The 12,460-nt window shown below is 58.8% G+C and carries 11 protein-coding genes; 4 read left to right on the top strand and 7 right to left on the bottom strand.

The window, feature by feature from the left end; translation table 11 throughout:
- Position 1: 1 nt before the first annotated feature.
- A complete protein-coding gene (locus tag I6L38_RS20555; RefSeq protein ID WP_005306467.1) occupies positions 2–493 on the top strand; it encodes an arginine repressor in 492 nt (163 codons plus the stop codon).
- A gap of 156 nt (positions 494–649) precedes the next feature.
- Here the strand turns inward: I6L38_RS20555 and I6L38_RS20550 are convergent, their stop codons facing one another.
- The 4 genes from I6L38_RS20550 to arcA form a co-directional block, all read right to left on the bottom strand.
- Positions 650–2,056: a YfcC family protein gene (locus tag I6L38_RS20550; protein ID WP_005306469.1), complete on the bottom strand. Its 1,407-nt coding sequence runs from the start codon at positions 2,054–2,056 to the stop codon at positions 650–652.
- 123 nt (positions 2,057–2,179) lie between these two features.
- Positions 2,180–3,184 carry an ornithine carbamoyltransferase gene (gene argF, locus I6L38_RS20545; protein ID WP_005306471.1) on the bottom strand — a complete coding sequence of 335 codons (1,005 nt, stop codon included), beginning with the start codon at positions 3,182–3,184 and terminating at the stop codon, positions 2,180–2,182.
- A gap of 79 nt (positions 3,185–3,263) precedes the next feature.
- Positions 3,264–4,190: a carbamate kinase gene (arcC, locus tag I6L38_RS20540; RefSeq protein ID WP_010635806.1), complete on the bottom strand. Its 927-nt coding sequence runs from the start codon at positions 4,188–4,190 to the stop codon at positions 3,264–3,266.
- A 62-nt stretch (positions 4,191–4,252) separates the two neighbouring features.
- Positions 4,253–5,473, bottom strand: coding sequence for an arginine deiminase (gene arcA / locus I6L38_RS20535; RefSeq protein ID WP_005306475.1), 1,221 nt, complete (start codon positions 5,471–5,473; stop codon positions 4,253–4,255).
- Between the two features lie 746 nt (positions 5,474–6,219).
- Between arcA and I6L38_RS20530 the strand changes: the two genes are divergently transcribed.
- The 3 genes from I6L38_RS20530 (at position 6,220) to I6L38_RS20520 (ending at position 7,512) form a co-directional block, all read left to right on the top strand.
- A complete protein-coding gene (locus tag I6L38_RS20530; protein WP_010635804.1) occupies positions 6,220–6,396 on the top strand; it encodes a hypothetical protein in 177 nt (58 codons plus the stop codon).
- A gap of 98 nt (positions 6,397–6,494) precedes the next feature.
- Positions 6,495–7,142, top strand: a complete 648-nt coding sequence (locus I6L38_RS20525) for an AAA family ATPase (protein WP_005306480.1) — start codon at positions 6,495–6,497, stop codon at positions 7,140–7,142.
- A gap of 1 nt (position 7,143) precedes the next feature.
- Entirely contained in the window at positions 7,144–7,512 is a 369-nt protein-coding gene (locus I6L38_RS20520) for a hypothetical protein (protein WP_005306483.1), read from the top strand.
- A gap of 601 nt (positions 7,513–8,113) precedes the next feature.
- Here the strand turns inward: I6L38_RS20520 and I6L38_RS20515 are convergent.
- From I6L38_RS20515 to mglA, 3 genes are read right to left on the bottom strand one after another with little or no spacing between them, the layout of a single operon-like run.
- Positions 8,114–9,847 carry a methyl-accepting chemotaxis protein gene (locus tag I6L38_RS20515; protein ID WP_043170610.1) on the bottom strand — a complete coding sequence of 578 codons (1,734 nt, stop codon included), beginning with the start codon at positions 9,845–9,847 and terminating at the stop codon, positions 8,114–8,116.
- Positions 9,848–9,898: 51 nt separating this feature from the next.
- Entirely contained in the window at positions 9,899–10,909 is a 1,011-nt protein-coding gene (gene mglC, locus I6L38_RS20510) for a galactose/methyl galactoside ABC transporter permease MglC (protein ID WP_017779549.1), read from the bottom strand.
- Between the two features lie 16 nt (positions 10,910–10,925).
- On the bottom strand, positions 10,926–12,446 hold the full coding sequence (gene mglA / locus I6L38_RS20505; protein ID WP_017781206.1) for a galactose/methyl galactoside ABC transporter ATP-binding protein MglA: 1,521 nt from the start codon (positions 12,444–12,446) through the stop codon (positions 10,926–10,928).
- Between the last annotated feature and the right edge of the window lie 14 nt (positions 12,447–12,460).

The following is a 12,460-nucleotide window of genomic DNA, read 5'->3' as shown; positions in this document are numbered from 1 at the left end:
CGTGGTCAAGACCCTCAGCCGTCCCGTTGCCCAAGAGCCCGACCTGGCCCAGCTGGATGCCTGTCGCCAGATCATCGGCCAGCACTGCTACAGCACTCAGGAAGAGATCCGCCGCGAGCTGTCGGAGCGCGGCTTCGCCGACATCAGCCAGTCCACCATCTCCCGCCTGCTGCGCCGTCTCGGCGTCGCCAAGGCGCAGAATGCCAACGGCAAGAAGGTCTACACCCTGGTGGACGAACAGCTGGAACCCGCCGGCAGTACCCGCTCCATTCACGACATGGTGCGCGCAGTGGTGCACAACCAGCAGATGGTGCTGATCCATACCACGCCAGGAGCCGCCACCGTGGTGGCCCGTCTGCTGGATCGCAACGCCAATCCCGAGATCATGGGGGCCGTCGCCGGCAACGACGTGGTGCTGGTCGCCCCGCGCCACATCAGCCGCACCCGTCAGGCCCACGCCGCCGTGGTGCGCACCCTGGAGCAGGCGCGCTAGCCTTCCCCCAATGTAGCAAGGCGACCCAGGGTCGCCTTTTTGTTGTCTGCCAATCCGTTTGCCATCTCACCCAAGCGCTGTCTGGGCCCGCCCCGTGGTCGGCCATAAAAAATGGGAGCCAGCGGCTCCCGTTTTTACGGCTATGTCTGTCGGCGTTTATGCCAGCACGGCACCCAGGCTCAGGCAGACCACGATCAGCACGGTCAGCAGGCCGAGCAGCGGGGCTACCCATTTCAGCCAACGTACATAGGGAACCTTGGCGATGGCCAGGCCGCCCATGACCACGGCGGAGGTCGGGGTCACCAGGTTCACCAGACCGGAGGCTGACTGGTAAGCGGTGACCACCAGCTCGCGACCCACGTTGGCGAAGTCGGCCAACGGCGCCATGATCGGCATGGTCAGCACGGCCAGACCGGAGGAGGACGGCACCAGGAAAGAGAGCACCACTTCCAGCACGAACATCACGTTGATGAACACCACGGTGGAGAGGCCGGTCACTATCCCTTCTGCACTGTGCAGTATGGTGTGGGTGATCATGCCGTTGTCCATCACCACCACGATACCGCGGGCGATACCGATGATCAGGGCCACGCCGAGCAGGTCGCGGGCACCGTCGATGAAGTTGGAGGTCAGCTCCTCTTCACTCATGCGGGAGATGACACCGACGATGATGGCGGCAGCCAGGAAGACGCCGGAGATCTGCGCCATCCACCAGCCCAGCACGGCCACCCCATAGATCATCACGGCGAAGGCGGCGACGAAGATGCCCAGCACGATCTTGCGGGTCAGGGTGAACTCCAGCATCTGGTCGCTCTTGTTGCCGAGGAAGTGGGCACGGTTCTCTTCCCACTTGTCAGCCACCAGGGATTTGCTGGGGTCGCTGCGCACCATCTTGGCGTAGCGCATCACATAGGCCACGCAGAGCAGCCAGCCGGCCACCAACATGGCGACGCGCAGCCAGATACCGTCGGTAAAGGAGATGCCGGCGGCGTTGGCGGCAATCACGGTGGCGAACGGGTTGATGGTGGAGCCCAGGGTACCGATACCGGCCCCCAACAGCACGGTGGCGGCGGCGACGACCGGGTCGAAGCGGGCGGCCATCATTACAGGCACCAGCAGGGTGTAGAACGGCAGGGACTCTTCCGCCATGCCGTAGATGGTGCCGCCTGCGGCGAACAGCGCCATCAGGATCGGGATCATCCACTCTTCACGGCCGCGCAGGCGGTCGGTTACCCGTTCGATACCGGCATCGATGGCACCGGTCTTGGTCACTATGCCAAGAAAACCACCGATGATCAGGATGAAGAGGGAGACGTCGATGGCGCCTGCCTCGTAGGTGTCATGGTTGTAGAGACCATCGATCGGCGCCAGCAGCACGTCGACGATCCCCTGGGGATTGCCCTCTACCAGCTTGTAGGTACCGGCCACCGGCACTTCCTTGCCGAGGGCTTCGTTCATGGTCATTTCGTATTTGCCGGCCGGCACTATCCAGCTCAGGGCGGCCACCAGGGCGATCAGCACGAACAGTATCGTGTAGGCTGACGGGAACTTGAATTTGGTCATGGTCCAGCTTCCTTCTGTGGGTGTGGTATCCATGCAGGCTGCGGGTCGTAGGGTTGGAGGTATTATGCCGCTGTCACATGGTCGAAAAGCCGGGGGTCACCCCCCGGCACCACTACTGCGACCTTAGTCGCCCAGCGTAGCAACCATCACTGCCTTGATGGTGTGCATCCGGTTTTCGGCCTCGTCGAACACGATGCTGTGCTCGGATTCGAACACGTCCTCGGTCACTTCCAGGCCTTTCATGCCGTATTTGTCTGCCACTTCCTTGCCCATGGTGGTCTCGTCGTTGTGGAACGCCGGCAGGCAGTGCATGAACTTCACATCCGGGTTCTTGGTTGCGTTGATGACGTCCATGTTGACCTGATACGGGGTCATCAGTTTGACGCGCTGATCCCAGGCTTCTTTCGCTTCACCCATGGAAACCCAGACGTCGGTGTAGAGGAAGTCGGTACCCAGCACACCCTCTTTCACATCTTCGGTCAGGGTGATGCGTGCGCCTGTCTCTTCGGCGATCAGGCGGCACTTGGCAACCAGCTCTTCTTCCGGCCAGAAGGCTTTCGGCGCGACCAGGCGGATGTCCATGCCCATCTTGGCGGCACCGACCATCAGGGAGTTACCCATGTTGTTGCGAGCGTCACCCAGGTAGGCGAACTTGATTTGATCCAGGCGTTTGCCCTTGCCGTGCTCCAGCATGGTCATGAAGTCGGCCAGGATCTGGGTCGGGTGGAATTCGTTGGTCAGACCGTTCCAGACCGGGACGCCGGCGTGGGCACCCAGCTCTTCGACGATCTCCTGGCCATAGCCACGGTATTCGATGCCGTCATACATGCGGCCCAGCACCCGGGCGGTGTCTTTCATGGACTCCTTGTGGCCGATCTGGGAACCGCTCGGGCCGAGGTAGGAGACCTGGGCGCCCTGGTCGAAGGCGGCGACTTCGAAGGCGCAGCGGGTGCGGGTGGAGGTCTTCTCGAAGATCAGGGCGATGTTCTTGCCGGTCAGGTGTTTGCGCTCATAGCCACCGTATTTGGCTTTCTTCAGGTCGATGGCCAGATCGATCATGTATTGGATTTCGCGCGGGGTGAAGTCCAGCAGTTTCAGGAAGTTACGGTTACGCAGATTAAAAGCCATGATGAGTTCTCTCTATATTTGTTTCAGACCAATTCAGGCAGTAGTGTTGACTACGCATTCTCAGTACATATGTCGGTAATTACGCATTTACGGTACGGGTGGCGACGATATTGGTGCCGGCTTCGCCCTTGAGGATGGCCAGGCCATCGTCCAGTGCACCTATGCCGACCATCCCGCCGGTCGCCTTGACGAATTCGCAGGAGGCTTCGACCTTGGGCCCCATGGAGCCTGCGTCGAACTTGACCCCGGCCAGCTCGTCCGGGCTGGTGATCCGCAGCGGACGCTGGGTCGGTTTGCCCCAGTCCAGGTAGACGGCATCGGCATCGGTCAGGATCAGCAGGGCGTCGGCCTTGATCTGCTTGGCCAGGTAGGCGGCAGACATGTCCTTGTCGATGACGGCTTCGATACCGGTCAGGCTCTGACCATCCCAAGTCACAGGGATGCCACCACCACCGGTACAGATGATGAGGTGGCCCTGGGCGATCAGGGTTTCGATGGCGTCGCCTTCGACGATGCGCTGGGGCAGCGGAGACGGCACCACGCGGCGGAAGAACTTGCCGTCAGCCTTCACCACCCACTGCTTCTCTGCAGCCAGGGCGCGGGCCTCAGCCTCTTCGTAGACGGGACCGATGAATTTGGTCGGATTGACGAAGGCCGGATCTTGCGGGTCAACCTGCACCTGGGTCAGCAGCGCGGTGACGTTGCGGCTCGGCATCAGGTTCTTCAACTCCTGGATCAGCATGTAGCCGATCATGCCCTGGGACTCGGCACCCAGCACATCCAGCGGATAGGGGGATACCTTGGTGTAGGCACTGTTCTGCAGAGCCAGCAGGCCGACTTGCGGGCCGTTGCCATGCACCAGCACCACGTTGTACTCCTGAGCGATCAGGGCGATGGTCTTGGCGGCGGTGGCGATGTTCTTGCGCTGGATATCTGCTTCGAGCGGCTCGCCACGACGGAGCAGGGCATTGCCACCCAGGGCGACGACGACAGTTGGTTTTTTCATGAGTGTTACTCTCGAGTTTGATGCTGTGTGGCGCCAGCCTCTGCCGGCGCCACGCCGTCTTGTTAGATGCCGTCGCGTTCCATCGGGCAGCTCATGCAGCGGGCGCCGCCGCGGCCACGTCCCAGCTCTTCACCCGGGATGGGCAGCACAGTGATGCCGGCCTTGTCGTACTTCTCGTTGGTGTAGGTATTGCGCTCGTAACCCACCACCACGCCGGGGCGCACGGTCAGCACGTTGTTGGCATCGTTCCACTGCTCGCGCTCGGCCTCGAAGGTGTCGCCACCTGTGGTGATGAGCTTGAGCTGATCGACACCCAGTGCCTTCTCGATGGCGGTGACGAAGTAACCCTCTTCCTTGATGTTCATGCCGGTGGCACCACCCGGAGTCAGGCTCCAGCAGTTCACATCCTTGCGGATGACTTCCGGATAGACGGAGAAGGTGTCTATGTCCATGTGGGTCATGACGGTATCCAGGTGCATGCAGCTGCGGTGTTTAGGCAATTGCATGGCGATGACCTGTTTGGCCTGGCCGTGCTTGAACAGGCCGCGAGCCAGGTGCTCGACCCCTTGCGGTGTGGTGCGCTCGGACATGCCGATGAGCACGGCGCCACGACCGATGACCAGTACGTCGCCCCCTTCGATGGTGGAGTTGTCGTAGTCGCGATCCTCGTCACCGAAGTATTTGATGAAGTCCTGACCGGCAAACTGCGGGTGCCAGCGATAGATGGCCTTCACGTGGTTGGTTTCGCGACGGCGGGCCGGTTTGGCCATCGGGTTGATGGAGACGCCACCATAGACCCAGCAGGAGGTGTCACGGGTAAAGAGGTGGTTGGGCAGCGGCTCGATGATGAAGTCGGTCGGTGCGTGCATGCCTACTACCATGTTGACGCCGCTGTAGGGCATCTCGGAGTAGGTCAGGCCACCGGAGAGAATGCGGGCCAGCTCGCGGTGCGGCATGTCAGCCAGGAAGCAGCGCACGTCGTTGGCAAAAGAGGAGCCGAGGCGATAGTCGGAGACCTGATGTTGCAGCAGCCAGGTTTTGGCTTCCGGCACGTCCAGGGTTTCCGCCAGCAGATTGGTCAGCAGGAAAACTTCGACATTCTGATCGCGCAGTACCTGAGCGAATTTGTCGTGCTCCTGACCGGCACGTTCAACGGACAGGACGTCATCGAACAACAGATCCTGGCAGTTGGAAGGAGTCAGACGCTTCAGACTGAGGTTGGGGCGGTGCAACATGACACGGCGCAATTGGCCAACTTCAGAACCTACATAAAATTTGCTCATGATTATATTCCGTCTAGCAGTGGTCCCTGCGAGTGATTGAATAGATTCCTTCTATTCATGCTCGTGGCTAAGGCGGGATATTCTTTATGTAGGGTAATCGGCTTGTGTTCTATCCTGCCCTTGCCTTTCGAGACCGAGGTTAGACCTGCCAATCACGATAAACTTAGACATTGATCACATTCACCCAGAACTGAATAAATTCACGGTTTATTCTTTGATAGGGGTAACAGAACTGACAATCTCCCATTCACCTCTCCCGTTTAAATACGCACTTTCTTCGGCACATATTTCATATTTCACCTTGTTTCATTCACGCCAAATATCTACAAAGGGATAAACACAAAAACAAAAAACCTTTAATTTCATGAAGATAAAAACACAACCAACACAGAATGAATTTTATATGCAGATATTTGAATTTTCCGCGCTCTTTACGAGGTGCTCGCAGCAAATAAAAAGTCACGGCCAGGCTCCGCGCTGAATAATCTGTTTGTTGTTCCAGATCATGGCATCGCGTCTGTTCCGCTTGCCGGGCCAGACTACAGGCAGTGTTGCCTCTTCACCTCTTATATGGATATGCACGAATTGCGCATCTTGGCCGGCCAATTTTCAACTGGCCGGCGCAGGGGCTTTTTCAAACTTTTTTCATTAGTTGAATTTATTTCAGCAGCTTGCGTCACAAGCCGGCTCGGCTTAACTCAGAAAGTGATCAGGATCACACCTGTTATGTCACCAAGGAGATAGCCATGAAGATGAAGTCACTGCTGCTGCTTTCCACTCTGCTGCTGCCCATGACCCCGGCACTGGTCCATGCGGAGGGTGCCCCTGCCATGCCATTGGTGGTGTGCCATGTCGATCAGGCCCCCCAGATGCTGGTACCCGCCTACGTGTGTCAGTGGCACGGCGGCAGTCAGCACTACTGAGCGAAACCCCGGGAGGAGGTCTTCTCCTCCTGGCTTGTCATGGCCCAACCCCCTCCTATACTCAATGCAGCTGTTTTTCATAGGGATAGGAGACGGTCATGATCCTGCTGGTCGGTGGTGAAAAAGGAGGGAGCGGCAAGAGTTGTCTGGCCCAGAATCTGGCGGTCTACCTCAGAACCCAGTTTCACGGCGAAGTGCTGTTGGTGGACTGCGATCCGCAGCGCACCACCTCGGACTGGATCCAGGAGCGCAACGACAATCCGGATCTGCCCCAGATAAACTGCGTCCAGCTCTACGGCAACATCCGCAACGATCTGCTCAGCCTGAAGAACCGCTATGACTACCTGATCGTCGACTGTGGCGGCCAGGACAACCGGGCACTGCGTTCCACCATGGCCGTCGCCACCCATGCTCTGATCCCGCTGCGTCCCAAGCGCCGCGATCTCAAGACTCTGCCGCACATGGAAGACCTCATCACCACCTGCAAGATGGTCAACCCGACCTTGCGGGCTGCCGTGGTACTGACCCAATGCCCCGCCCTGCCCAACCAGGCGAAGCGGATACTGGAAGCCAAGGAGGTCTGCTCTTCCTTCGGTGTCGACGTGCTCAATTCCATCACCTATGGCCGCAACGTCTACGACGACAGCGAGGAGAAGGGATTGTCGGTGATGGAGATAGAGCCGGATGGCAAGTCTGCCGAAGAGATCCGCGCCATCGCCAAGGAGTTTCTGGAGCTGGGGGTATGAGATGGGACTTGCCGACCTGAAGAAGAAACACAATCTGCATCACCAGAAGAAGTTCACCATAGACGAGTTCATCGAGGACGCGGATTTTTATGCCAAGGGCAAGCCCAAGGTCGTCAGCCTGGAGCTGACTCTGCATCGGGACGAGGCTCTGACCGCACTCGCCTTCATCGAGAGCGGTGAACATCTCAAACCCAGCTTCAAGAAAGCCACCTTCTCGCTCAGCACCACGGCCATCGATGAGCTTGGCAACCTGACCCAGCAGGACGGCATGAACAAATCTCTGCTGCTGCGGTTGTTTACCCACTACTTCTCCTCCCTGAGCCCGGAAGAACGCCAGACCATCTATGAGCGACTGCAGGCACACAACTGACGCTATCTTCCTTCAGCCATGCTTCGTTGCCAGCATGGCCCTTCTCTGCTCGCTTCCCCTTTCTGAATCCCAGTTGAACAAGGTGTAAGACATTCGCCATAGACGATGTAGGTAAAGCGCCAGAAAAGATCCCGCGATAGTCGGAAGATAAGATCGTAAAACATGAACGAAAAATACCTATACCAATGAAATTAAAGGATAAATATTGAAACAAGTTTCCTTCGTAACGAGATGCGTAAAAACGTTTTTCACTCTGCCGTTGTCCCGCCCCATGAAATCCTTATAGTTACTCCTGCACGGACGCAATGAAGTCGGTCAGGAAGACTGGCTGCCAGGGTTGGGCAAATGGACTCACCACAGGATGTGGTAAAGGACACCTCCCAGGACGGAGAAAGTGCGACGGGAACGGATGACTCGTCAGGCCATGATGGCTAAAGGACACCCCAAAGGATTGGGAAGGGGAAACCTAAAGGAAGAGGTATAGTCAGGGATTGCAGGGAGCAACTTCGTTCAAGGATATGAGCGATAAGACTATCGGGGGCGACGCAAGTCGCCCCCATCTTTTTTGGCCATTTTTACCCCGGCCTACCTTTCTATCTGCTCATTCCAGCCGGAAGTGCCCCACAATCTCCCGCAGCCTGTCATAGGTCTGCTGCATCGAGCCGGCACTGGCCACCGTCGCCTCGCCGTTGTGGGTCAGCTGGCGGATCACCTCGGCAATGGCGCTCATGTTGCGATTGATCTCCTCGGCTACCGCGCTCTGCTGCTCCGCAGCCGTGGCGATATGGCTGATGAGATCGTTGATCTCCACTACCTCGCCCGCCATCAGATCCAGTGACTCGTTGACCCGAGTGGTGTTCTCGGCGGCGCCCTGACAACTCTGCTTGGTATTGCTCATGGCATTCACCACGGTCCGGGTCCCCTGCTGCAGGCTGGCCAGCATGGTCTGGATCTCCGCCGTACTCTGCTGGGTACGGGCGGCGAGTGAACGCACCTCGTCAGCCACCACGGCAAAGCCACGCCCCTGCTCGCCGGCGCGGGCGGCCTCTATGGCAGCGTTGAGGGCCAGCAGGTTGGTCTGCTCGGCTATGCTGCCGATGACCCCGAGCACCGAGCCAATCTGCTGCACATCCTGCTGCATCGCCTCGATGGAGCGGGCGGTGGTTTCCACCTCATCTACCAGCGCCATCACGCTGGCCATGGCCTGATCGACCACCTGACGGGACTGGCTCGCCAGTTGCTGGCTCTGGCCGGTGAGCTGGGCCGTGCTGGCCGCGCTCTCCGAGACGGAGACCGCGGTGCGACTCATCTCGTTGATGGCGGTCACCACCTGCTCGGTCTCCCGCACATGATCCGCCAGCAGGGACTGGGCAGCACCGGTCTGGCTGGCCAACCCTTCGATACCGCTGTTGAGCTGGCCGCTGGCCTTCCTCACCTCGTTCATCATCTCCTGCAGCCGCTCGATAAAGCGGTTGATACCGGCCGAAATCTGGCCCAGATCATCGGTACTGGTTACCGCCAGCCGACGGGTCAGATCGCCGCTGCCACGGGAGAGCTCCAGCACCAGGTCCCGCAGCGAGAGAATCGGGCGATAGGCCACATTGAGCGCCAGCACGGCGAGCACCATCACCACCACGGCCACCCCGAGCAGCGCCATGATGATCTGGCCGTTGAGTGCCTGGGTCATGGTGTGGATGTAATCGAGATCGATGTAACCGGTCAGGGTCCAGCTGCTGCCGCGAATATCCAGCGAATTGGGGCGCGCTTCGCTCTCCCCCTGCGGCTTGCTGCTGTAGAGCTCATTGCCCTGCCCGTCAGCCAGCGAGAAGTAGCGCCCTTCGCCACTGACGCTGGCCAGCAGGTTCTTGAACTCGCTCATGTCGAGGTAATAAAGGTAGGCAGAGTCGGCACCGCGCGGCACCAGAATCGAGATGACGGGCTTGCCATCCACCTGCTGCAGCGGACTGACGGTGATCTGGTTGTTGGCGGCGGGGATAAGCTTGCGCAGGGCATCGACCTTACTGCTGTCGTTGATGACGCCGCTCACGTCGAACGCCATGTCGCCGATCACCTTGACGATGTTGTGAAAGCCGGTCTCTTCCAGCGTCTTCTTGACGTTGGTCACCCCGAAGTTGAGGTTGGCTGCCAGCAGGATTTTCTGATTGATGTCGCCGGCCAGCTTCTCTTTGACCAGGGAGATCTGTTCGTTGATGTTCTTGGTCGCCTGGGTGCGGATGTAGGCGCTGATGAAGTGATTGACGCTGAACCAGGCGGTACCGATGGTGACCAGGATGGCCAGCAGCAACAGGACGTAAATCTTGACCTTGAATGGCATGGGATCCCTCCAGAAGAGAGGGCCGGCACTGCCAACCCTCCCTGCCAATCGTTATTTCTTCTTGGCGTACTTCATGGAGTCCAGTGCCACCGCCAGAATGATGATGCCGCCCTTGATGATGAACTGCCAGTAAGGGCTGACGCCGATATAGGTCAAACCATAGTTGATCAGGGTAAAGATGAGCACGCCGGTGATCACCCCGGCCACGGTACCCACGCCACCCGCAAACGACACCCCGCCCACCACGCAGGCGGCGATGGCATCGAGCTCGTACATGAAGCCCAGGTTGTTGGTGGCGCTGCCGATCCGGCCCGCTTCCAGCATGCCGCCGAAGGCGTAGAAGACCCCCGCCAGCGCATAGATCATCACCAGATTGACCGCCACGTTGACGCCGGAGACCTTGGCCGCTTCCGGGTTGCCGCCGATGGCGAAGATGTTCTTGCCAAAGCGGGTCTTGTTCCACAGCACCCAGACGAACACGCTGGCGATGGCGGCGTAGAAGGTCAGATAGGATAGCTTGAAGCCACCCAGCTTGATGAACCCCTGCGCGAAGCTCGAGAAACGGGGGTCGAAGCCAGCCACCGGCGAAGCCCCTACCGAGTCAAAGTAGAGGGAGTTGATGCCGTAGACGATGATCATGGTGCCCAGGGTGGTAATGAACGGGGTGACGTTCAAATAGGCCACGATGAGGCCGTTGACCAAGCCAATCAGGGCTCCCACTGCGCACACCAGCAGGATCACCGCCGGAATGGGCACTTCGCCCAGGCTGGGAAACACCTTGTTGACGTTGGTCAGCGCCTGCAGCATGGTCGCCGCGATGAGCGCCGCCAGACCGACCTGACGACCGGCCGACAGATCCGTCCCCTGGGTGATGATGATGCCAGCCACCCCGAGCGCAATGATGACCCGCACCGAAGACTGGGTCAGGATGTTGCTGAAGTTGGTGAGACTCAGGAAGGAGGGTTCCTTGATCACGATGATCATGAGCAGCACCAGCAGCACCACGTAGATGCCGTTCTCCTTGAGCGCCCGCATCAGATTGAAATTTTTAGCCGACTCCATAAATGTCTTCCTGTCTCTAGAGGTACAGAGATGCCAGGCGCAGTATCTCGCTCTGGTCAGTTTCTTTGGTATTGACGATCCCGGCGACCCGGCCATTGCTCATCACCATGATGCGATCCGTGATGCCGAGCAGTTCGGGCATTTCCGACGAGATGATGATGATGCCCTTGTCCTTCTTCGCCAGCTCCAGGATGAGCTGATAGATCTCGAACTTGGCCCCCACGTCGATGCCGCGGGTCGGTTCGTCCAGCATCAGGATCTCCGGCTGGGTCAGCAGCCAGCGGCCGATGATCACCTTCTGCTGGTTGCCCCCCGAGAGGGAGCCGATCTGGGTCTGCTGGGTCGGCGTCTTGACCCGCATGGAGTCGATGACCCACTGGGTGTCGCTCTTCATCTTGTTGTCGCTGAGCAGCCCCATGGAGCCCTTGTAGTTGTCCATATTGGCGATCAGGGAGTTGAAGGCGATGTCGAGGCGCGAATAGATGCCGGTGGAGCGGCGCTCCTCGGTCACCAGCGCAAAGCCGTTGCGGATCGCCTCGTGGGCGTTGTGGTTGGCCACCTCTTTGCCGTGCAGCTTGATGGAACCCTCGCTGCGGTCGCGAATGCCGAACAGGGTCTCGACGATGTCGGTCCGCTTGGCCCCCACCAACCCGGCCACCCCGAGGATCTCCCCCTTGTGCAGGTTGAAGGTAATGTCCTGGATGGAGGGCTGATTCTTCGCCGTCAGGTGCTCGACCTCGAGGATCACCTCTTTCGGCTGGTTGGTCTTCTCCGGGAAGCGCTGGGTGAGCTCGCGACCGACCATCATGCCGATGATCTGATCCATGGTCATGCCCTTGAGCGGCTGGGTCGCCACCCACTGGCCATCCCGCAATATGGTGATCTCGTCACACAGCTGGAAGATCTCTTCCATCTTGTGTGAGATGTAGACGATGCCGCAGCCCTTCTCCTTGAGCTTGTTGATGATCTTGAAGAGGTGGCTCACCTCTTTCTCGGTCAGCGAGGAGGTGGGTTCGTCCATGATGACGATCTTGGCGTCATAGGAGAACGCCTTGGCGATCTCGATCATCTGCATCTGGGAGACGGAGAGGGTACCGACCTTGACCCGCGGGTCTATGTCGATGTCCAGCTCGTCGAAGATATGCTTGGTGTCCTGATACATCTTGCCATGGTCGACGAACAGCCCCTTGGTGGGATAGCGGCCGAGCCACATGTTGTCCATCACCGAGCGCTGCAATACCAGGTTCAGTTCCTGATGCACCATGGAGACACCGTTCTCCAGCGCCTCCTTGGAGGAGGTGAAGTTGATCTCCTGCCCCTTGAAGAAGATCTTGCCCTCATCCTTCTCGTAAATGCCGAACAAGCACTTGAGCAGCGTCGATTTTCCTGCCCCGTTCTCGCCCATCAACGCATGCACAGAATGAGGACGGACCCGTAAATTGACATTATCGAGTGCCTTGACGCCAGGAAAGCTCTTACTGACGCCAATCATCTCCAACAGCCATTCTGATTGTTGCTGTGTTGTCATATCAGCCATCACATCTGGTTGAA

It is taken from the genome of Aeromonas sp. FDAARGOS 1408, from assembly GCF_019048665.1.
GTDB classification, from domain to species: Bacteria; Pseudomonadota; Gammaproteobacteria; order Enterobacterales; family Aeromonadaceae; genus Aeromonas; species Aeromonas dhakensis.
This window is presented reverse-complemented; position numbering and strand designations above follow the sequence as displayed.